General features: G+C 40.4%; 20 protein-coding genes. 16 read left to right on the top strand and 4 right to left on the bottom strand.

The genetic code is table 11. The annotated features are described in order from the left end of the window. Window positions 1-708, bottom strand: coding sequence for a septum site-determining protein MinC (gene minC / locus PAT01_RS14455; protein WP_004586360.1), 708 nt, complete (start codon window positions 706-708; stop codon window positions 1-3). 155 nt (window positions 709-863) lie between these two features. Here minC and PAT01_RS14450 point away from each other — a divergent pair, with 155 nt between their 5' ends. Beyond that, complete coding sequence (locus PAT01_RS14450) at window positions 864-1,151, top strand: YcgL domain-containing protein (RefSeq protein ID WP_064387256.1); 288 nt, start codon at window positions 864-866, stop codon at window positions 1,149-1,151. Continuing rightward, window positions 1,144-2,160 carry a lytic murein transglycosylase gene (locus PAT01_RS14445; protein WP_004586358.1) on the top strand — a complete coding sequence of 339 codons (1,017 nt, stop codon included), beginning with the start codon at window positions 1,144-1,146 and terminating at the stop codon, window positions 2,158-2,160. Before PAT01_RS14450 ends, PAT01_RS14445 begins: the two co-directional genes overlap by 8 nt. A gap of 53 nt (window positions 2,161-2,213) precedes the next feature. Here PAT01_RS14445 and PAT01_RS14440 read toward each other — a convergent pair whose 3' ends face one another. Beyond that, complete coding sequence (locus PAT01_RS14440; protein ID WP_004586357.1) at window positions 2,214-2,765, bottom strand: GbsR/MarR family transcriptional regulator; 552 nt, start codon at window positions 2,763-2,765, stop codon at window positions 2,214-2,216. A 204-nt stretch (window positions 2,766-2,969) separates the two neighbouring features. Between PAT01_RS14440 and adhP the strand changes: the two genes are divergently transcribed. Then, window positions 2,970-3,980 (top strand): alcohol dehydrogenase AdhP, encoded by a 1,011-nt coding sequence (gene adhP / locus PAT01_RS14435; RefSeq protein WP_138577167.1) that lies wholly within the window; start codon window positions 2,970-2,972, stop codon window positions 3,978-3,980. A gap of 68 nt (window positions 3,981-4,048) precedes the next feature. Here the strand turns inward: adhP and PAT01_RS14430 are convergent, their stop codons facing one another. Both PAT01_RS14430 and PAT01_RS14425 read right to left on the bottom strand, forming a co-directional pair. Then, window positions 4,049-6,466: a TonB-dependent receptor gene (locus PAT01_RS14430; protein ID WP_138577165.1), complete on the bottom strand. Its 2,418-nt coding sequence runs from the start codon at window positions 6,464-6,466 to the stop codon at window positions 4,049-4,051. A 210-nt stretch (window positions 6,467-6,676) separates the two neighbouring features. After that, entirely contained in the window at window positions 6,677-7,948 is a 1,272-nt protein-coding gene (locus tag PAT01_RS14425) for a Xaa-Pro dipeptidase (protein WP_154945691.1), read from the bottom strand. A 152-nt stretch (window positions 7,949-8,100) separates the two neighbouring features. Between PAT01_RS14425 and PAT01_RS14420 the strand changes: the two genes are divergently transcribed. From PAT01_RS14420 to PAT01_RS14360, 13 genes are all read left to right on the top strand, one after another. Continuing rightward, the gene (locus PAT01_RS14420; RefSeq protein ID WP_154945690.1) at window positions 8,101-9,942 is read left to right on the top strand and encodes a DUF885 domain-containing protein; all 1,842 of its coding nucleotides are present in this window, start codon (window positions 8,101-8,103) and stop codon (window positions 9,940-9,942) included. 95 nt (window positions 9,943-10,037) lie between these two features. Next, window positions 10,038-10,550, top strand: coding sequence for a YcgN family cysteine cluster protein (locus PAT01_RS14415; RefSeq protein WP_154945689.1), 513 nt, complete (start codon window positions 10,038-10,040; stop codon window positions 10,548-10,550). Next, window positions 10,550-11,062: an RNA methyltransferase gene (locus tag PAT01_RS14410; protein ID WP_154945688.1), complete on the top strand. Its 513-nt coding sequence runs from the start codon at window positions 10,550-10,552 to the stop codon at window positions 11,060-11,062. The genes PAT01_RS14415 and PAT01_RS14410 overlap by 1 nt, the downstream gene beginning before the upstream one ends. 90 nt (window positions 11,063-11,152) lie before the next feature. Then, window positions 11,153-12,040, top strand: a complete 888-nt coding sequence (locus PAT01_RS14405; protein ID WP_031289408.1) for a substrate-binding periplasmic protein — start codon at window positions 11,153-11,155, stop codon at window positions 12,038-12,040. 84 nt (window positions 12,041-12,124) lie between these two features. Beyond that, the gene (locus tag PAT01_RS14400) at window positions 12,125-13,378 is read left to right on the top strand and encodes a sugar MFS transporter (RefSeq protein ID WP_154945687.1); all 1,254 of its coding nucleotides are present in this window, start codon (window positions 12,125-12,127) and stop codon (window positions 13,376-13,378) included. A 245-nt stretch (window positions 13,379-13,623) separates the two neighbouring features. Then, on the top strand, window positions 13,624-15,513 hold the full coding sequence (locus tag PAT01_RS14395) for a methyl-accepting chemotaxis protein (RefSeq protein ID WP_154945686.1): 1,890 nt from the start codon (window positions 13,624-13,626) through the stop codon (window positions 15,511-15,513). 3 nt (window positions 15,514-15,516) lie between these two features. After that, on the top strand, window positions 15,517-16,614 hold the full coding sequence (locus PAT01_RS14390; protein ID WP_154945685.1) for a GGDEF domain-containing protein: 1,098 nt from the start codon (window positions 15,517-15,519) through the stop codon (window positions 16,612-16,614). Next, on the top strand, window positions 16,611-17,225 hold the full coding sequence (locus PAT01_RS14385) for a DsbA family protein (RefSeq protein ID WP_154945684.1): 615 nt from the start codon (window positions 16,611-16,613) through the stop codon (window positions 17,223-17,225). The genes PAT01_RS14390 and PAT01_RS14385 overlap by 4 nt, the downstream gene beginning before the upstream one ends. Before the next feature lie 232 nt (window positions 17,226-17,457). Further along, the gene (locus PAT01_RS14380; RefSeq protein ID WP_004586345.1) at window positions 17,458-18,210 is read left to right on the top strand and encodes a DUF3450 domain-containing protein; all 753 of its coding nucleotides are present in this window, start codon (window positions 17,458-17,460) and stop codon (window positions 18,208-18,210) included. A 10-nt stretch (window positions 18,211-18,220) separates the two neighbouring features. After that, window positions 18,221-19,588, top strand: coding sequence for a MotA/TolQ/ExbB proton channel family protein (locus PAT01_RS14375; protein WP_024031703.1), 1,368 nt, complete (start codon window positions 18,221-18,223; stop codon window positions 19,586-19,588). A 3-nt stretch (window positions 19,589-19,591) separates the two neighbouring features. Then, on the top strand, window positions 19,592-20,119 hold the full coding sequence (locus PAT01_RS14370; RefSeq protein ID WP_029772985.1) for a MotA/TolQ/ExbB proton channel family protein: 528 nt from the start codon (window positions 19,592-19,594) through the stop codon (window positions 20,117-20,119). 51 nt (window positions 20,120-20,170) lie between these two features. After that, window positions 20,171-20,584, top strand: a complete 414-nt coding sequence (locus PAT01_RS14365) for an ExbD/TolR family protein (RefSeq protein WP_004586342.1) — start codon at window positions 20,171-20,173, stop codon at window positions 20,582-20,584. A 12-nt stretch (window positions 20,585-20,596) separates the two neighbouring features. Then, window positions 20,597-21,202, top strand: coding sequence for an energy transducer TonB (locus PAT01_RS14360; RefSeq protein ID WP_029772986.1), 606 nt, complete (start codon window positions 20,597-20,599; stop codon window positions 21,200-21,202). Window positions 21,203-21,212: the final 10 nt, after the last annotated feature.

Genomic DNA, 21,212 nt, shown 5'->3' with positions numbered 1-21,212 from the left:
TTATCCTTTAACCAAAGCTGAAATTTCTAATGATTCGTTTTTTTGTTGTATTTGTACTGCATTGCCCCAGTGCTCACCTTGTAATGAGTCGCTGATCCAGTAATTGCCATCAATTGAAACCAATTCGGCTTCGAGCTTTTGGCAATAAATGCAGGCGTCTTTAATCCCTTTTGCACCTGCAATAGCACGCCCGCGTAAGGTGCCATAAATATGCACATTACCATCGGCTATTACTTCTGCACCATGGCTAACTGCACCAAGTACAATTAAGTCTCTGTCTTTTGCATAAACTTGCTGCCCTGAGCGTACCGTGCCATTAATTACTTGCGCAGGTAGGTACACGTTTTTTTCAACAATAGAGGTATTTGGCGCCTCTTGTTTAACGGGTGCACTTTTAGCATCTTGCGAGTAATTTAGTACAGAAAGGCCAGCGGCTTTAGCTTGTGTGTGTTGCTCATCTGAGCCATTACAAACACCCACAGCATTAAAGCTCATACGCTCAATGAGAGATTTTAAATGTACAAAATCAAGTGAGCTGTTTTTAATTTCTTCTAAATTAACAACAATAGGCGCTCCTTCAAAAAAACGAGGAGCTTGTGCTATTTTTACATACAACTGTTCTGCTAGAAGGGCGATATCAGTGCTATAAAGATGCAATACTGACAACGTGAAAAGGTTCCCTTTTAGCTCAAAAATTTGTTCCGACATACACGCTCAATTGATTTGTCTGATTAGAAATTAATTTTAGATAAACGTAGGCTGAATAAGGCCTTTAATGAAATTTCTAATCTAATTTTTCTAACTTATTATTACTCTCATGTTATAGTGTGCGGCAATGTTAAGCAAGATTAAATAGGGCCATTATGCTCACTGCGGTATATAAAAGTAAGAAAAAAGCGGATACCTTCTTATTTGTTGAAAAAAGAGATGATTTTAGTAAAGTGCCTGAACCTTTACTGGCTATGTTTGGTCAACCTATTTATGTAATGATTATCAATTTAGCAAAGCGTGATCATTTAGGCGGTGCCGACCTTGATACAGTAAAAGCAGCGTTAGCTGACCCAGACAAGGGTTACTATTTGCAAATTCCACCGCCGGAAGAAAATTTACTTAGCCAATTACGAAAAGAAAACGGAGTTGATAGTGATTAAAAAGTTAGCCGTAATTTTATGCTCAGTGTGTTTAAGTGGCTCTGTAGTTGCTAAAACGCAGGCCGAATTTCAAACTTATTTAAGTGACTTAAAACAAGAGGCCATTGCAAAAGGGTACGATAGCAAGTTAATAGACGATGCATTTGCGACTGCCTCATACAAAGAAAAAGTTGTATCGGCTGATAAAAACCAGCCAGAGGTTAAAGAAACCCTCGAAACCTACTTACCAAAACGTGTACCGCAATGGAAAATAGATCGTGCACGTAAACTCTACGCAGAAAATAAAGATGTACTTGAACAAGTTGCAAAAGAGTTTGGCGTACAAGCACGCTTTATAGTGGCATTATGGGGCCTTGAAAGTAACTTTGGCACAATACAAGGTGGCCATAATGTTATTTCATCGCTAGTGACGCTTGCCTTTGATGGTCGTCGTGAAGCACTTTATAAGCGCCAGCTTTGGGCAGCATTAGATATTTTAAAGTCAGGCCATATTACGCTTGATAAATTTAAAGGCTCTTGGGCTGGAGCAATGGGGCAAACTCAGTTTATGCCTACCTCTTTTAACGCCTACGCTGTTGATTACAATAACGACGGCCGTAAAGATATTTGGACCACCAAAGAGGATGCATTTGCATCGATTGCCAATTATTTAAAACAAGAAGGTTGGAATGACTCACTAACTTGGGGTCGCCAGGTAAAATTACCTGAAAATTTTGACAGTAAATACGTGCTAAAACGTGGCACTAAAACACGTAAGCAATGGTTAGAATATTGGAACGACTCAGAGCGCTCGCTTGCAGACTGGCAAGCACTGGGTGTACGCAAAGCTGACGGGTCTGACTTACCTAATGTTGATGTACGCGCTGCACTGGTAATGCCTGATGACATTAATGGGCGTATGTACTTAGCGTATGATAACTACAAAGTGTTTATGCACTGGAACCGCTCATATTACTTTGCCACCAGCGTGGGCTATCTATCAGATAGAATTGGTTATCCAAAAATATAATTTATACGCTGTTGTGAGATAAAAAAAGCCGCTAAGCGGCTTTTTTTATTTGTTTAATCATGTTCTTTTTTAAATATTTTATCTTTTAAATCGATAACCTTGCCAATTCCTGAACCAAGCTTCATTAGCTTATTAAGCTGCTCTGGGCTTAAGCGTTGTAACTCTGAAGACCACTTAGTAACCGTTTCGAGTAGGTTGTGGATTTCGCCCATTTGCTTTTGTGCATAGCGCTCTTCTTCGTTGTTTGCTTCGTCTAAAAGGTTATCACGCAGCAAACTTAGGGTAGGGTCTATTTCACGCTTTTTACGCTCTTCAAATACGCGATTAGCCATATCCCAAATTTCACCCGCTGGGGCGTAATATTCTTTACGATCACCAGGGATATGATGCACTTTAATTAATTGCCATGACTGGAGCTCTTTAATTCCCATGCTTACATTGCCACGCGAGATACTTAGCGCATCGGCAATCTCATTTGCGGTCATGGGCTCTTTGGTGATGATCAGTAAACCGCACATTTGGCCAATCGTACGATTGAAACCCCAACGGCTGCCCATTTCACCACAGTGCATAACAAAGGCTAAGTTTTTTTCAGATAGACTCATAGCTTTTTAAGTTTCAGTAAATTCAGAAAGTAATGCTAGCACGCTGATTTTGGATAGCAAGATTTTAGCTACTTTATAAATCGATTTTAAAGACTAAAGTATGATTTAGATTAATATTTGCACATCTATATTGGGGTATGTTGTACACACAACAATACATAAATAAATCCTTTTTTTATTTTTTTCAATTGCGATGGAATGACTATGAAAGCTGCAATAAATACTCAGTATAAAGGTAAATTACAAATAACAGACCTTCCTAAACCACAGGTGGGTATTAATGATGTGTTAGTTAAAATAGCGGCTTGTGGTGTTTGCCACACCGATTTACACGCATGTCATGGCGACTGGCCTGTAAAACCCAAAATGCCGTTAGTACCCGGGCACGAAGGTGTGGGTATTATTGAAGAAGTCGGCAGTAACATAAAGCATTTATCAGTTGGTGATAGAGTAGGTGTACCATGGCTTTATAGTGCCTGCGGACATTGTGAATTTTGTTTAGAAGGTAAAGAAACCCTCTGTTTATCTCAACATAATACAGGCTACTCAATTGACGGTGGTTATGCAGAGTATTGTTTAGCTCATGGCGATTACGTTATAAAAATTCCTGATGGTTTAGGTTTTGCTGAGGCTGCACCATTATTTTGTGCAGGTGTTACTACGTATAAAGCATTAAAAGTTTCAGGCGCAAAACCGGGCAATTGGGTCGCTATTGTGGGTGTAGGTGGGCTTGGTCATTTAGCCGTGCAATACGCAAAAGCTATGGGCTTTAATGTTATAGCTGTTGATACGGGAGAGTCTAAATTGGCTCTAGCAAAAGAGTTGGGAGCCGATATAACACTTGATTTTAAACATGTTATACCGAGTGAAGCAATATTTGAGCAAGTAGGTGGTGCACACGCGGTTGTGTGTACCGCTGTATCTAAACCAGGTTTTGAACAAGCTTATAAAAGTGTACGCCGTGGTGGTAAGTGTGTATTAGTCGGTTTACCTCCAGAGGATATGCCGCTACCTATTTTTGATACCGTACTTAATGGCGTCTCGGTAGTCGGTTCCATTGTTGGTACACGTAAGGATTTACAAGAATGTTTAGAGTTTGCAGCTCAAGGTAAAATAAAAGCCATTATTGAAGAAAAACGGTTAGAGGATATTAACGAAATTTTTGATGATATGCTTAAAGGTGAAATTAACGGCCGAATTGTTGTTACTATTTAATTAAATAGCTACAGCAAAAAAGCACGGTTTGGAAAAAACAAAACCGTGCTTTTTAAACATCTAAACTATTAAAGTGTGTAGCTAAAACTTAGTTTTGCATTACGCTCTTCGCCTGGCATACCACCTAAAAACATGGCTTTAGAGTAGTACTTTTTATTAAATAAATTGTTTAAATTAAGCTGCATGTGCCACTTATCAGTGGTGTACGAAACTGCTGCGTCGTACACCGTGTAGCTTGGTACATAGCCATCAGGAATACTAAACGAGCTAGAGTTTGTGCTTCTGTTATCTACAAAAGTAATACCGCCACTTATGTTAACAGCCTCAGGTAGGTTAAACATATCGGCGTAGTAGGTAACCCACGTACTTGCCGTTACATACGGTACGCCTTTTTGGCGCGTATCGTAACTGCTGCTATTTGGATTAGATTTATCGCGGGCATCTTGGTATACGCCGTTTACATTTACTTTCCATTGCTCGTTTAAGTGCGCATTTAAATCGAGTTCAACGCCTTTGGTTTGCTCTTCACCATCGTAGTAGCTCTCTACTACATCAGGTCCAGACACACCGGCTTCATACAGTGGGTTTGTGTATTCAAGGTTTGTACGCGCGCTTTCAAATACCACCAGTGATGCTAAAAGCTGATCATCAAATGCTTTAAATCTAAAGCCTAAATCGTTACTGATAGACTCAGAGTCTTCACGGTCGGCCTCTGTACCTGCTACTGAGCCTAATACACTGTAGGCAGTACGGCCTTTAGCGTGGTTAATAAACACGGAAAAGTTTTCAGTAGGCTGATACGTTGCGCCTAAGTTATAAGTTAAGCCACTGTCTGATGTGTTTGCTTCAGGCGTTGGCTCAGCGCGGCTTGAGCTATAACGCTCATCTACACCATAGTGCTCATATGTTTGCTTAATGCGATTATAAGCAACACCAACTCGAGTTGTAAGCTGCTCAGTAATATAGCCTACGTGCTGAATACCTAAGCCCCACGCTTGTACTTTTTTATTGTAGTCACTGGTTTTTAGCGGGTCGTAGTCATCAAAACTACCTGTTGGCCAATTTGGCGAGCGCATATCATAAATATATGGCAGCGTGCCTTGGTAAAGTACATTTCCTTCGCTGTCGTAAATAACTTTGTCTGCATCGTAAATAGAGTACTGTTTAAAGCGAATGTCTCTGTCTTCGTAGTTTGCATTAATCAGTAATTCGTTATCCACGTCGCCTAACATAAAGTCATAGCGTAAATCTAAGAAATACTGCCATGACTTTTCATCAGCTTCGACTTGGCGGTATTCTTGGCGTCGCGCTGCAAACGGGTAAAGCACACCGTCTTCAACTAACGGGGCACGCGGGTCGTTATTTATAATGCCATCGCGTGTTGAATACACGTAATTAAACGCGCCAGTTTGACGAGCAAAGCTTGATGTGTAGTTACGGTACTGTAACTGCTGATTTAAAAATAAATCATCTGTAATAAAGTAATTATGGGTTAGCTTAAAGCGAAGCTCTTCACCTTCATTATCATCCGCCATAGGAGAGATAATACCGTTAGTACCAAAATCGTACGGGGTAAGGCCATCGGTTGATGAAAGCGAATCTGCCAATTGTGTTTGTTGAGCCGCAGTTAATTGAACACCATTACCAGATGGGTCATTTACTAAATCTGCGCCAGTTACTTCACCTGCAGTTAAACCATTGGCGGTTTCTGCATTATAAATTCGAATAGGGTGGCCAATAGAATCTACTGCAATTGAGTCTTTAATATAGGCAGCAGAGAGCATGATATCTTGCTTGTCACTTAGTATGTATTTAAGCGAGGTATAAATTTCGTCGCGGTCTTCTTTTAAATCACGAAAGCCATCGCTTGAGGCCGTTTTAGCCATTACGCGATACGCTAGGTCATCGGTAATCGCATTGGTGCTATCAAAGGCAAGTGAATAACTATCCCACTGGCCAAGTTCGGCAGATATTTTATGTTTTTCTTCAAACTCTGGCTTTTTTTCAATCAGATTTATAACACCACCAGCACTGCCTATACCATATAAACCGGTAGCAGGTCCTTTAAGTACTTCAACCGACTCAACATTAGTGAGTGAACGAGTTGGGTTAAATGTATTACCTAAGCCTGCACCGCCATACATACCATCGTAAGTGTAATTAGCATCAAGACCACGAATGACTAAATTGTCGCCTATACCGTAGTTATTACCGGCTTGAGTTAAACCACTTACATTACGTACAAGTTCTTGTAGGCTATCTACACCTTGTGACTCTATAAGTTCACGGTCAATAATAACAACCGGTGCCGGTGTTTCCATTAACGACATGTCTGATTTAGTTGCAAGGCCTGAGCTCATTACAACTTGGTTTTGTTTTTCGTAAACGCTGATGCGCTCAATGTCTTTTTCAGCCGTTGTTGCAGCAACCGCTAATGATGCGTTTAAACACGCAAGTGTAACAAGAGAGTATTTGAACTTTTTCATATTGATAATTATTCGCATTCCATAAAGTGTGCGAATGGTAATAGTTATTATTCGTTAAGTGAATAAAAAATTCTAAAAAAGTGAAATTAATTGCGTAGTAGGTGAGTTGTTGTTCTAAAAAGTAAATTTAAGGTTAAATTAATGCGGTAAATAAAAAAGCATGAAAGTGTAAGCTTTCATGCTTTTGTAAAATAATACATTAATTAATGACTATTTTTTATAAACAACGCCTGCTTTCATAACAAAAGGAATGCGCTCAAGCACAGAGATATTTTTAAGTGGATTACCTTTTACAGCAATAATGTCGGCTGCAAAACCTGTTTTTAGCTGACCCAGTTTACTATCCATTTTTAATAGCTTTGCACTGTTAATGGTGGCAGCCTGTATTGCTTGTAGTTCGCTCATGCCAAATTTAACCATACGGCTAAATTGTTTGGCGTTATCGCCATGAGGGTAAATAGCAGCATCGGTACCAAATACCATATTTACACCGGCTTTTACTGCGCGGTTAAAGCTGTCGCGTTGCTTTTTAGACACTTGACGTTCTTTATTGAGGTTTTCTTCATCTACCCCATTTTGCTCACCATAGCTCAGTGTGTATTCTGTATTATAAATGTCCATTGATAACCACGTGCCATGTTTTTTAGCAAGTGCGATGGCTTCATCATCTAAAAAGCTGGCATGTTCAATACTATCTACGCCGGCTTTTATAGCTGTTTTAATACCACTTGTGCCATGTGCGTGAGCGGCTACAGGTAAATCACGCATATGGGCTTCATCTACAATGGCTTTCATTTCTTCAAATGAATACTGCTGTACACCCACTTTTGTACCTTTAGAAAAAACGCCCCCCGTGGCGCAAAACTTAATGGCATTAGCGCCATACTTTATGTTTTCTCGTACTTTTACACGTGCAGCCCATGGGCCATCGGCTACCCCTGTTGAAGTGTATTTTAGCTCCGGTGGTAAACGGTTATTATCGCAATGTCCGCCTGTGATCCCAAGCGAAGGGCCAGCTGCCCAAATACGCGGGCCTACAATATCTCCGGCGTTAATACCATCACGCACTGCAATCACGCTATAGCCCTCGGCCCCTACATTTCTGAGGGTTGTAAAACCAGCAAGTAATGTTTTTTTAGCAAAGTGCGCGGCTTTAATGGCCATGCGCGGTACCGACTGACTTAAACGCTCACTTCGAGATACCGTAGGGTCGCTGGTCAAATGTACATGCATATCCATAAGGCCCGGCATTAAAGTGAGCTCAGGTAAATCAATATGCTGATCATTTTTGCTCATGCTCGGCTTTTTGTTTTGTGCAACATCAGTGATCACCCCATTATCAATGGTGATCAGCGGCGATTGAATAACCTCGCCAGTTTGTACATCTACCATGGCTTTAGCTGATATATAAGTAAGGGCTTGCGCGTTAAAGCTTCCTAAACACATAAGTGCAACGGAGGCGCTGAGTAGCTTTTTTTTCATTGTTTTTTCTTCTGGTGGCGGTTTAATTAATTGAAATGTAACAACCTAATATAAAAGTGTAAATATAATAGGTTAATCGCCACTTATCGTAATTTCTTTATTAACGCAGGTTAAGTGCGCATAATCGGGTGACGATACTAAAAAGGATTACCATGAAATCAATTAAATTAGCCTTAGTTGCCAGTGGCGTTATGTTTGCTTTAAGTGGCTGTATGAACACACAAACCAGTAATAACACTGGCAATAGTGCACAGCTAAACACGTCAAACGCACCTGCAGCTATTGTTTCTGAGCTCTCTTATGAGCAGCAATTAGATGTACTTGTAGCACAGTACTACAACGAGTTACTCAGCTTTAAACCTATTAATGCAACTTATAGTGGTCGCAGTGAATTTAATGATAAGTTTACCCCCGCTATTACCCAAAAAAATAGGGCAAAAAAAGCCGCGTTTTACAAAAAGTATCAACAACGTTTAACACTTATTGATAAGTCGCAGTTAACAGGGCAAGCGTTACTCAGCTATGAAATATTACAAAGAGACCTAGCACTTAATTTAGAGGGAATGCAATTTCCAAGCTATATGCTGCCTATTAACCAAATGGCGGGAGCGCATAATACCTTTGCCGGTTTTGGCTCGGGACAAAGTGCGCAGCCATTTAACACCGTAGAAGATTACAATAATTTTATAAAACGAAGCAAAGGCTTTATTTCCTGGCTCAGCAGTGTAGAGCGCGCGATGGCGAAGGGGACTAAAGCGGGCATTACCTTACCAAAACCATTAGCTAAAAAGCTTCAGCCACAATTTGCTGCGCATGTGGTTAAAAATGCAGAGGATTCGTTATTTTGGGGGCCAATTAAAAACTTACCAGCCTCATTTACTGCACAGCAAAAGCAGCAAATAACGGCGCAATATAAAGCACTTATTATGCAGCAATTAGTGCCTGCATATAAAAGTATGAGCGACTTTTTAGCCAATCAATACATTCCTCAAAGCCGAGAAACGGTAGGTTATAGTGACTTGCCTAATGGTAAAGCTTGGTATGAATATCAAATTAAAAAAAATACCACGTTGAGCCTTTCTGCAGATGAAATACATGAGATTGGTTTAAGTGAAGTTTCGCGTATTTTAAGTCAGATGAAAAAAGTAAAACACGAGGTAGGTTTTAACGGCACTTTGGATGAATTTTTTCAGCACTTACGTGATTCGGACCAATTTTATTACGATACGCCAGAGGCATTAATTGCAGCGTATGAAGATATAAAACAAAAAATAGATGCGCGCGTCCCTTTACTGTTCGATGTTGCGCCTAAAGCCCCTTATGTTGTAAAAGCGGTTGAACCTTACCGAGCGCAATCTGCAGCGGGTGCATCTTATGCAGCGCCGGCACCTGATGGCTCTCGCCCAGGTATTTTTTACATCAATACTTATAACTTAAAAGCGCAGCCAAAATTTTTATTAGAAACGCTCTCTATTCACGAAGCCGCGCCAGGTCACCACTTTCAAATTGCTTTACAGCAAGAAATAGATGGCCTTCCAGATTTTAGAAAGTTTGGCGGCTACACGGTATTTGCAGAGGGCTGGGCGTTGTACGCAGAAAGCCTAGGAAAAGAGCTGGGCTTATTTACCGACCCTTATATGTGGTATGGGCGTTTGGCCGATGAGCAACTTAGAGCAATGCGCTTAGTGCTTGATACTGGCTTTCATGCAAAAGGCTGGACTCGACAGCAAGGTATCGATTACATGCTGGCAAATTCGTCAATGGCTAAAAGCGATGTGATAGCAGAAGTTGAGCGTTATATTGCATGGCCTGGCCAAGCACTGTCGTACAAATTGGGGCAATTTAAAATTCAACAATTACGTGACTACTCTAAAAAAGAGTTAGGTGATAAGTTTGATATTAAAGCGTTTCATACGCAAATATTGATTGATGGCGCCTTGCCGATGCCTATTTTAGAGGAAAAAATTAAACGTTGGGTTGCTGCCAGTAAATAGCAAAATGCGCAAAGCCCGTACAAATAAAGGCACGGGCTTTGCGCACGCTGTAGCAATACGTTAGAATGCGCGCTCTTTAGGGGCGCGAGTAAATTATGTTTGATCAAGAGTTAGCAAATACACAGTTTTGGCTTAAAAAAAGCTTAGCCGATATGAGCCAAAACGAATGGGAAGCGATTTGTGATGGTTGCGGAAAATGCTGTTTAAATACCTTTATTGACAGTGAAGATGAAGACGAATTTACCGCCACCGACCAACTACGTGAAGGTGAAGAGCTTATTTTCACCAACATTGTTTGTCAATACCTTGATAACAATACCTGTGGTTGTAGCGAATACGAAAACCGCCAAACGCTTGTCCCTTCTTGCGTTAAACTGACCAAAGCCAACCTTAAAGATATCTTTTTTATGCCGCAAAGCTGTAGTTATCGCCGCCTTCACGAGGGCCGAGGTTTAGCCTCTTGGCATCCGCTATTAAATCAGGGTGACAAAACCCAAATGCATACGCTTGGTATTTCTGTTAAAGATAAAACCGTAAAAGACTGTGACGTAAAGCTCGATGACTTTGATTTATACATTGCTGAGTGGCCAACAAAGGATTGCGACTAATGAGCGAGTTTAAGGCTGTAATAGGTTTAATTAATCCTAAAAGCCCTACAAATGTTGGCGGCGTTTTACGTGCCGCGGGTTGCTATGACGCTAAACAAGTATTCTTTACCGGTAGTCGCTACTTAAATGCTAAAAAGTTTCATACCGATACTAAAAATGTTGTTGAGCGTATTGCACTTACCGGCACTGATAACTTACTCAGTGTAAAACCTGAAGGCGCAAAGGTTGTGGTTATTGAGCTGATTGAAGGCGCCACGGCGTTACCTGATTTTAAACACCCTGAAAACGCATTTTATGTATTTGGGCCAGAAGACGGCTCAGTACCAAAAGAGATTTTAAAATGGTGCGATGAAGTGGTTTACGTGCCTACAATTGGTTGTATGAACCTTGCGGCCACCTGCAATGTGGTACTTTACGACCGTTTAGCCAAACTTGGTGGGGTAGAGAGCAGCGACTCAACTATTATTAATTCTCGCGATACCAATAATAAAATGAAGTGGGTAAAAGCTTAAGCCCCCACTGCTGTAATTTTAATTAAAATTTCTTTTACTTTATGTACTAAGTTCTACACTTTAGGAACATATTGTAAATGAAATTTAATTATGCGTTTATTTTTAATCCTCATACTCTTTTCATCTTATTGTTTTGCTGAGGTTCCTGTGACCTACATGCAAGATGATACTCGTCACACTGTAATAGGTGAGCGCTATAAATCGGGTTACCTATTTAGCACGCCAAACAGCAATCAAACAATTCATGTGGTTACATTAGACTGGCCGCCTTACATAGGTAATAAGCTGTGTAACAAAGGCTGGGTATATCAATTTAGTACGGCGATTCTACATAGCGCTGGTTATAGTGCTTATATAGAGTTTGTTCCTTGGGCGAGAGCTGTTCGTTCTGTAGAGCTAGGTAAAGCCGATGTGTTAATGCCAGAGTATTATATTGAAGACACCGCGCCATCTGATTACATAGAAGGTAAAACACGCCGTAAGCTTTTAGGGCTTTCTAATTCGTTTGAAGGCGGTAACATAGGTTTTTTAAAACGCAAAGGCGAGCCCGACAGGTTTAATGGCAATTTAAAGTCGCTTAAAGGCTCGCGTATTGGTGTTGTAAGAGGGTATCAAAATACCCCTGAGTTTGATGCCATGATGGATAACAACGAATTTATCATCATTAATGCCGTTGATGATTTACAGCTGGTAAAGTTACTTGCGGCAAAGCGTGTAGATTTAATTATAGGCGACCCCGCTGTGTTACTTTACTCGGTAAAATATGCCGCTTTACCCGATAGCGAAAAACAGACCCTACTTAGTGCTATTGAACCAGAAAGCAAGGCAATTCAATATAACCCTTTATATTTTGCGATAAGTAAAAAAACACCACACTGGCTCACTGTATTAGAAGATATTAATACTGCTTTATACAAATTTAAAAATAGCGGCGAAACCCAAAGGATGAAACAGTCCTTATTAAATGAATGTGATTAATTGTAACGTTCCAATTATTTTGTACTTATAATGTGTCGCAAACGTGTAAAATCATTTTCAACTTGTTAATGGAGTGAAAATGACGTGAGTGAAATAAATACCAATCAATCATTTGCGGTCAAAGAGCAACAAAATAAAAATTACCTGTTACCGCTGACTGCAATGACCACACTGTTTTTTTTATGGGGTTTTATTACCGTTTTAAACGACGTACTAATCCCTCGTCTGAAAGGCGTTTTTGACCTAACTTACTTTGAAGCAATGCTCGTACAGTTTTGCTTTTTTGGCGCCTATTTTATTGTCTCTATTCCCGCTGGAATTTTGGTTAAACAATTAGGTTATAAAAAAGGCATACTAACCGGCCTAGTAGTTGCCTCAATTGGCTGTATGTTGTTCTACCCTGCGGTAGTGGTGCATGAATACTGGTTGTTTTTAGGTGCTTTATTTGTACTGGCTGCTGGTGTAACTGTTTTGCAGGTTTCTGCGAACCCGTATGTAGCTGCTTTAGGGCCGGAAAAAACTGCCTCATCTAGGCTAAATTTAGCGCAAGCACTTAATGCCTTAGGGACAACCGTAGGCCCGTATGTTGGAGGTATCCTGTTTTTTGGTACCGCAGGTACATTAGCAGCAAGTGCTGCTACTGCTGAATCTGTAAAAGTACCTTATTTAATGTTAGCAGCGGCCTTACTTATTATTGCTATCGTATTTGCCTTTATTAAGCTTCCTGAAATAGAGGGCCATAAAGAAGAAAATAACCCGGTTAATGAAACTCGCTCATTAACACAGGCACCTCATTTAACAATGGGCGTATTTGCTATATTTTGTTATGTCGGTGGTGAAGTAGCTATAGGTAGTTTTTTAGTTAACTTTTTTGGTGAAGCACATATAGCTGGGCTTGAAGAGCACGCTGCTGCTGCACTGATCAGTTACTATTGGGGCGGAGCAATGATTGGCCGCTTTATTGGCTCTGCTGCACTACAAAAAATAGCGCCATCTAAAGCATTGGCATTTAATGCCTGCATGGTAATTGCCTTGTTACTTGTGACTATATTTACGCAGGGCAATGTAGCCCTGTACGCGGTACTGGCCATTGGTTTATTTAACTCAATTATGTTCCCGACTATATTTTCTGTAGCGATAGAGCGCTTAGGCTCATTAACCAGTAAAGGCTCTGGCTGGTTGTGTTTGGCAATAGTAGGGGGTGCCTTGGTGCCGTTATTACAAGGTTACATTGCTGATGTTGTTAATATTCAGCAAAGCTTTTTTGTTCCGCTAGTGTGTTATGTATTTATTGCTTGGTATGGCTTAAACGTGGTTCGTTTAGCTAAAAAGTGGTAAATACTCCCCGATGAAAGAGCGACTGAATACGTATTCAGTCGCTTTTTTATCATTATTTTATAGGAACGTTCCAAATGCGGGTTTGTTTTTTAAAAAGCAGTGGTGTTACAACTGTATAGTGAATAGAGGTGGTTCTTTATTCTTATTTTAAGTACATAACCTGCTTATCTACCTCATTAACGACGACATACCTTTAAATTTTTGCTAAAAATATAATTAATAACAAAAAATAAAAAAGGGCAGTCATGCTTAACTCACTTAAATTCACCTCAAAAGTGACTATTGCAGCATCTATGGTACTGGTTATTGTTCTGGGTTTATTTGCTATAAATAATTACATCGCCATGCGAAACCAAACGCAACAGCAGCTCGATTTAGTCCTTAAGCAAAATTCAGAATCTACCTCACAAAACATTGCAAGCTGGCTTAACGCTAAACTCACCATAGTAAAATCGATTGCGCAAACTCACAAAAATAGTGATCCAAAACAGTTAACCCTTGCCCAGCTTAATACTGCTAAATACGCTGGTGGCTTTAAAAATACGTATATAGGTAAACCAAGTGGTTTATTTATACTTAACGATCAAAGCATTGTATTGCCCTCTGATTTTGATGCCACCTCGCGCCCTTGGTATAAGTTAGTTGAAAATAAAAGCTATACCGCATTTACCACCCCGTATATTGATGTAACCACCAACGAGCTGACTATATCTGCCGTTGTGCCCATTCAAAGCAATGGCCGCTTTAGTGGCGTAGCGGGTGCAGATATAGACATGCACGCAGTGACTGAAATAATTAACGATATTGATTTTTTAGGGTTAGGGTATGCTTTTTTAGTAGATAAAAATGGCCAAGTGCTAAGCCATCCTAATAGCGAACTTAATTTAAAAAACACCGCCGAATTATTTGGCCAATCTACTGAGCTTAATAGCGAATTTACACAATATGATATAGCGGGGGAGCCGCAGTTGATATCGTTTACTAAAATACGTGGCATAGACAATGTTGACTGGTATTTAGGTGTCGTTATTAATAAAAACCAAGCCTATGCAGAGGTGTCTCGCTTTGGTGTTAACGCGCTTATTTACATGTTAGTGGGAATTGTGGCCATTATTGTGTTTATGCAATTTTTACTGCGTTACTTAATGCAACCTATGGCGCGCCTGAATGATGCACTAGAAGATATTGCAAAAGGCGAAGGTGATTTAACCAAACGTTTAAAGGTTGAAAACAATGATGAGTTTGGCCAAATTAGTCACTCGTTTAACATTTTTATTGAAAAAATTCAGCACTCTATAGAACACGTTAAATTAACGACTGAACAACTCGATAGCGTAATAGCCAGCGTGGTGTCGCAGACACATTCTTCACTAGCCATGCACCATGACCAAACAAAACGTACTGATAGTGTTGCCATGGCGGTTAATAATTTTTCGCAATCGGCTATGGCTATTGCTAATAACGCCAGTGACGCTTCTGTAATTGCTAAAAATGCAGATGAGCATTCAACACAAAACCAGCAAACCTTATTGCACAGCGTTAATAGTATTCATCAGTTATCAGCCAATATGGAACAAGCGCAACACACTATTAATAGCCTTAACGCGCATACTATTAGTATTGGGCAAGTGCTTGAGGTGATTAAAGGTGTGAGCGAGCAAACCAACTTACTTGCATTAAATGCGGCAATTGAAGCTGCAAGAGCAGGCGAAGCTGGGCGCGGTTTTGCCGTTGTGGCTGATGAGGTACGCCAATTAGCCCATCGTACTCAGCAATCAACCCAAGAGATTGAAGATACCGTAGGGCAACTACAAAGAGGCTCAAACCAAGCGGTAGAGCTGATGAAAACAAGCATTCAAGACAGTGAAAAAAGCGTAGAGCACGCTGAAGGTGTGAACGTGTTAATGGGTCAAATAATAGAGTCAATAAAACAAATTAGCAATGCTAATCATAGTGTTGCCAATGCCACTGTTGAGCAAAACGACCTTGTTAAAGTGCTCGACGCAGACATTACAAGCATGAGTGAGTTATCGGTACAAAGCCAAGAAAATTTAAAAAACACCCTCAATGAATGTACTAAACTTAAACAACAATTTAGTGATTTAGAGCAAATGGTTCAAAAGTTTAGAGTTTAAAATATGCCAAAAAAATCGATTACAGGACAAAGTTGGTTAAGCCTTATTAACATAGATAAGGTGTATAGCTCGGATAAACAGCGCCAAGCATTTTCACTATTCACCATGATAGCCATTGCTATTATTGTTATCTCTATGTTGGTGGTGTTTAACTACAAGGTGTATTCGCCTATTCTTACCGCTTCGTTAATCGCGGTTGATATTACCCTTATTAGCGGCACTTTTTATTTTATAAAAACAGCCAAGCTGGAAATGGTTGCACTTATAAGTATGTGTATAGTGTTTATTATGTGTGTGGCCCTTACGTATACCGGCGGAAAAGAAAATACCGCGCTTTATTGGCTAATGTTTTACCCTGTAGTGTGTTTTGCCTCTTTAGGTGTAAAGCATGGCTGCAGGCTTGGCTTAGGCTTATTACTGTGCTGCAGTGTTATTTTATACGGGCCTGATTTTGGGCAAGTTAACTATGGCGGTATTGAAAAGTCTCGGTTTTTAGCCTCTTTTACACTGGTGTTTATTTTTTCGTTTATAGGTGAATATTTCAGGCATAAAAGTCACCTGGCAATTGCTGATATAACCCTTGCGCAAACGCAAGATGCCTATACAGATCAGTTAACGGGTGGCGCGAACAGGCGTTTCATCACCGCTCACTTTTTAAAATTAGCTGCTAAAACGCCCGAAAACTACTTGCCGTTTTCTATTTTATTACTTGATTTAGATTATTTTAAACGACTAAACGACACCTATGGTCATGATTTTGGCGATACAGTGTTGATAGAATTTACCAAATTACTAGATTCACAATTTCCAAATTCCGCAGTTAAAGCCCGTTATGGAGGCGAAGAGTTTGTGGTGATTTTACCTAAAGAAACAGCCCCAGTGGCTACAAAATTAGCCGATGATTTTAGACAATGTGTCGCAAAACAAGCTATTTTAACCAGCGATAATAAACGGGTATTTATTACCTGTAGTATTGGTGTGGCACAGGTTGATAATGTGGATCATTACAGCCGTGCACTTAAACAAGCAGACGAATACCTGTACCTAGCTAAAGAGCAAGGGCGTAACAAAGTTGTATCAAATCACACAGGAACACTATGACTCAAACTAAACTTATATATGTACACGACCCTATGTGCAGTTGGTGCTGGGGATATAAACCGACGTGGTTAAAACTAAAAGCCGCATTAGCTTCGCAGCTGACTATAGAATACAAAGTAGGGGGGCTTGCTCCAGATAGCCAAGAGCCCATGCCAGAAAATATGCGCGCCATGCTCCAAAGCACGTGGCATAAAATTAGTGCGATGTTGGGCACACAGTTTAATTTTGATTTTTGGCAGGTTTGTCAGCCAAGGCGCTCTACTTACCCAGCCTGCAGAGCGGCGATTATTGCCAGAGCGCATAATAAAGAGCCACAAATGATAGAGGCAATTCAACATGCTTATTATCTACATGCTCAAAACCCATCTGATGAAAGTACTCTAATTACCTTAGCTGAAAAAATAGGCATAGATAAACAACAGTTTACCGAGGAACTTTGCTCTGAGGCTTTGAATCAAAAATTACATGAGGAGTTAGCATTTAGTGCAAGCTTGCCAATACAAGGCTTTCCTTCGTTAGTATTAATAACTGATAATAAAGCCATTGCAATTAAAATAAATTACACCGATCACCAGCAAACACTAAACACAATTAACGCTTTATTAGCTTAACAACTAGCCAAAATGCGTGTATTTGCTGCTTTAATACACGCTTTGCATGTAAACACTCCGATATAAGACGCAAATGTTACAGCTGTAACAAAATAGACTTTTTTGCGCAACATGCCTGTCATTATTCATCTATACAATTTCACTCATTGAAAATCTTTAGCCTAAAACAAGTCAGTTTAGGCTAAAACAACAAACTAGCAAATCCGCTAATTAACGAGTAAAGGTGTATGCGATGAAAGGCGTTAAACCATTGATCTTAGCTGGTATTGTAGCAGCAAGTGCTGCAGTACATGCCAATGATTTAGAAAAGGTTATCGATAAAAGCAGTGAAATAAATAAATCAGCTGCGCAATCACAAACAAAAATAGACAAGATTGCTGATTCAATGCAAGGACGTCTTCAACAGTTTAAAACCCTTAATAAAGAAATTGATGGTTTAACTGTTTATAACGCGCAATTAACTAAACAGTTAAATAACCAAATTGAAGAAATGGAGTCACTTAACCTTTCAATGGATCAGGTCTCTATTATTGAGCGTCAGATCACACCACTAATGTTGCGCATGATTGAAGGGCTTGAGCAATTTGTAGCACTTGATGTGCCATTTTTGCAAGAAGAGCGCACTAAGCGTATTAGCTCTTTAAATGCCATGATGGACCGTGCAGATATTAACTCAAGCGAAAAATTCCGCCGCGTATTAGAAGCATACCAAGTAGAAGTTGATTACGGACGCACTATTGAAGCCTACACCTCACTGCTAACGGTAGACGGTAAAGAGCGTGAAGTAGACTTTTTACGCATTGGCCGCTTAGAGCTTATTTATTTAACACGTGATGGTAAGCAAGCTGGTAGCTGGGATGAAGAAACAAAATCGTTTGTTACTTTACCAGACTCAACAATTAGCCAAATCAATAAAGGTTTACGTATCGCACGTAAGCAACTTGCCCCAGATATGTTAACTCTGCCAGTACACGCAGCAGAATAAGAGGTTGAAGATGAAACTGTTTACTCAAATGACAAAAATGGCCCTTTTTGCTGCAAGCCTAAGCTTTGCAGGCGCAAGTGTGGCAGCTGAGCCTATGGACTTAGACTCACTATTAAAAACACTTGAAGAAGGCAAATCGGCTCAAAGCGCGCAAAACAAGCAACGCGAACAAGAATTTATGGCGCGCCAAAACGAACAAGTGCAAATGCTTAACAACACTCAAGCAAAACGTAATCAAATGCTTGCTGAGTCTGAGCGCTTAGAAACACAGTTTGAAGAAAACGAAATTAAACTTGCTAACTTAACAGATACACTGTCTAAACGAATGGGTTCTTTAAAAGAGCTATTTGGTGTGCTTCAGCAAGTTGCTGGTGATTCTAGCAATAAGTTCGCTACCTCTGTGGTATCAGCTGAAATTGCGGGTCGTAGCACATTTATGGATGAGCTAGCACAAAAAATGGGCTCTACTTCAAAGCTTGCCTCTATCGAAGATATTGAAAAAGTATGGTTTGAGCTACAACGCGAAATGACAGAGCAAGGTAAAGTAAGCCGCTTTACTACCGATGTAATTGTACAAGGTGGTGAAAAAGCACAACAAGAAGTGGTACGTGTAGGTGCTTTTAACTTAATCTCTAACGGTAAATACCTAGAATTTAACCCAGTAACAAATACCTTAAGCGAGTTAAATCGCCAGCCTGTAGCACGTTTTACTGCAACTGCAGAAGAGTTACAAAATGCAAAAAATGGTATTGTGCAGTTTGCACTTGACCCAACGGGTGGCTCAATTTTAGGTTTATTAGTGCAAGCACCAGATACCGAAGAGCGCGTACACCAAGGTGGCACAGTCGGTTACGTTATTTTAGGTGTAGGTGTTATTGCTTTACTTATCTCACTTGAACGTTTTTTCTCATTACTGATTATGGGCGGTAAAATTCGTCGTCAACTTAAAGATGATGTAGCACGCGATGACAACCCACTTGGCCGCGTAATGAAAGTTAAAGATCAATTCCCTGATGTTGCCCACGACACATTAGAGCTTAAATTAAGCGAAGCTATTTTACGTGAAATGCCAAAAGTAACGCGTAATTTAACGCTTATTAAAATCATCTCGGTGGTGGCGCCACTGCTAGGTTTACTAGGTACAGTAACCGGTATGATCAACACCTTCCAAGCAATCACATTATTTGGTACAGGTGACCCTAAACTAATGGCTGGTGGTATTTCGCAAGCATTGGTAACAACGGTGCTAGGCCTAGTTGTGGCAATTCCTACGGTATTTTTATACACCCTACTTAATACACGCGCTAAAAATATTTTGCTTACTATTCAAGAGCAAAGCGCAGGTATTATCGCACAGCGAAGCGAGAAGGGAGCATAAACCATGGTGCTATTGATTGACTCAATCAATGCTATCCGTGATTTTCTCGACACTGGTGGCCAAGTCCTCTTGGTCATCGGGGTGTTAATCTTCGCGATGTGGTTATTGATACTCGAGCGATTTATTTATTTTTTCAAAGGTTTTCGTAGTTACAAACAAAACGTAAAAGCGCAGTGGAAAAACCGTGCAGAGCGCAATAGCTGGAATGCTGAGCAAATACGTCAGGCGATGATTTCACGTGCTTCAATGCGTTTAGACACCAACTTAGCACTGATAAATGTAATGGTTGCATTGTGTCCGCTACTTGGCCTGTTAGGCACAGTAACGGGAATGATTGAAGTATTTGATGTAATGGCAATTACCGGTACGGGTAGTGCGCGCTCTATGGCATCAGGTGTTTCTAAAGCAACTATTCCCACCATGGCAGGTATGGTTGGTGCACTTTCGGGTGTATTTGCCTCTACGTTTTTACAGCGCAGAGCCAAGCGCGAAGTTGAACTACTTGAAGACAGCATGGTTTTAGACCATTAAGTAACATTTTGATAAGCGGCTTATAGAGTCGCTCATCCTAGGAGAATAAAAATGAGAGCCCCGTTAGGAAACCTATTACAAGAAGACGAAGCTGAAGAAATTAACATGACCCCAATGTTAGACGTTGTATTTATCATGCTTATTTTCTTCATCGTTACCGCCTCGTTTGTTAAAGAAGCCGGTATTGATGTAAACCGCCCAGAAGCCGCAACAGCGGTTAAAAAAGAACGCGCTAATATTTTAGTGGCTATTTCTGATACAGGCGAGATTTGGATTAATAAACGTCAAATCGATGTACGTGCAGTGCAAGCCAATATCGAACGTTTAAAAGCAGAAAACCCACAAGGGAGCGTGGTTATTCAAGCTGATAAAAAAGCCACCACTGATATGTTAATCAAAGTAATGGATGCGTCGCGTGCTGCAGGTGCGTTTGATGTTTCAATTGCTGCACAAGATGCGTCTTAAGGGTTAGCCATGTTGCGATATTTAGTAGCATTAATAGTAGCGGGTGTAGTGACCTTTATGCTGTTTTTAGGCATGCAGGCACTGATCACCGGTGGTGAAGGTGCCATGTCGGAGCCAGTAAAAGGAAACGTTTTAGACTTTGTACGTTTGAAAAAAGAAGAAACGGTACAAAAGAAAGAGCGTAAACCGCAAAAGCCACCTACACCAAAAGAGCCACCACCACCGATGGAGTCGCCGCAAATGCAAAATAATGATGCAAACGCGGCCAGCAATAATTTTGATTTTGGCGCGGATGTAGGCAGCGACGTTGACCTAGCGGGTGGCTTAGCGCTTGAAACAAGTGATGGTGAATACCTACCTATTGTAAAAGTAGCTCCAGTTTATCCGCGTCGTGCTTTGTCGCGTGGTATTGAAGGCTATGTAATTGTTGAATTTACAGTAACTAAGCAAGGTACTGTTCGTGACCCGCAAGTAGTAAAAGCGGTTCCTGAGTCACTGTTTGATAGAGCAGCGATGGATGCCGCACTTAAATTTAAATATAAACCGCGCGTAGTAAATGGTGAAGCCGTTGAAGTGGCGGGTGTTCAAAACAAAATATCTTTCCAAATTAATGGTTAACTTATCTTAA

The organism is Pseudoalteromonas atlantica, from assembly GCA_007988745.1.
GTDB lineage: Bacteria > Pseudomonadota > Gammaproteobacteria > Enterobacterales > Alteromonadaceae > Pseudoalteromonas > Pseudoalteromonas atlantica.
Note: the sequence above shows the minus strand (reverse complement) of the source record. Positions and strands in the feature narration are given on the sequence as shown.

What these genes read in the sequence shown, in the direction of transcription:
- minC (WP_004586360.1), bottom strand. Translation starts at nt 708, where the DNA reads ATGTCGGAACAAATTTTTGAGCTAAAAGGGAACCTTTTCACGTTGTCA.
- PAT01_RS14450 (WP_064387256.1), top strand. Translation starts at nt 864, where the DNA reads ATGCTCACTGCGGTATATAAAAGTAAGAAAAAAGCGGATACCTTCTTA.
- PAT01_RS14440 (WP_004586357.1), bottom strand. Translation starts at nt 2,765, where the DNA reads ATGAGTCTATCTGAAAAAAACTTAGCCTTTGTTATGCACTGTGGTGAA.
- adhP (WP_138577167.1), top strand. Translation starts at nt 2,970, where the DNA reads ATGAAAGCTGCAATAAATACTCAGTATAAAGGTAAATTACAAATAACA.
- PAT01_RS14430 (WP_138577165.1), bottom strand. Translation starts at nt 6,466, where the DNA reads ATGAAAAAGTTCAAATACTCTCTTGTTACACTTGCGTGTTTAAACGCA.
- PAT01_RS14425 (WP_154945691.1), bottom strand. Translation starts at nt 7,948, where the DNA reads ATGAAAAAAAAGCTACTCAGCGCCTCCGTTGCACTTATGTGTTTAGGA.
- PAT01_RS14420 (WP_154945690.1), top strand. Translation starts at nt 8,101, where the DNA reads ATGAAATCAATTAAATTAGCCTTAGTTGCCAGTGGCGTTATGTTTGCT.
- PAT01_RS14415 (WP_154945689.1), top strand. Translation starts at nt 10,038, where the DNA reads ATGTTTGATCAAGAGTTAGCAAATACACAGTTTTGGCTTAAAAAAAGC.
- PAT01_RS14410 (WP_154945688.1), top strand. Translation starts at nt 10,550, where the DNA reads ATGAGCGAGTTTAAGGCTGTAATAGGTTTAATTAATCCTAAAAGCCCT.
- PAT01_RS14405 (WP_031289408.1), top strand. Translation starts at nt 11,153, where the DNA reads ATGCGTTTATTTTTAATCCTCATACTCTTTTCATCTTATTGTTTTGCT.
- PAT01_RS14395 (WP_154945686.1), top strand. Translation starts at nt 13,624, where the DNA reads ATGCTTAACTCACTTAAATTCACCTCAAAAGTGACTATTGCAGCATCT.
- PAT01_RS14390 (WP_154945685.1), top strand. Translation starts at nt 15,517, where the DNA reads ATGCCAAAAAAATCGATTACAGGACAAAGTTGGTTAAGCCTTATTAAC.
- PAT01_RS14385 (WP_154945684.1), top strand. Translation starts at nt 16,611, where the DNA reads ATGACTCAAACTAAACTTATATATGTACACGACCCTATGTGCAGTTGG.
- PAT01_RS14380 (WP_004586345.1), top strand. Translation starts at nt 17,458, where the DNA reads ATGAAAGGCGTTAAACCATTGATCTTAGCTGGTATTGTAGCAGCAAGT.
- PAT01_RS14375 (WP_024031703.1), top strand. Translation starts at nt 18,221, where the DNA reads ATGAAACTGTTTACTCAAATGACAAAAATGGCCCTTTTTGCTGCAAGC.
- PAT01_RS14370 (WP_029772985.1), top strand. Translation starts at nt 19,592, where the DNA reads ATGGTGCTATTGATTGACTCAATCAATGCTATCCGTGATTTTCTCGAC.
- PAT01_RS14365 (WP_004586342.1), top strand. Translation starts at nt 20,171, where the DNA reads ATGAGAGCCCCGTTAGGAAACCTATTACAAGAAGACGAAGCTGAAGAA.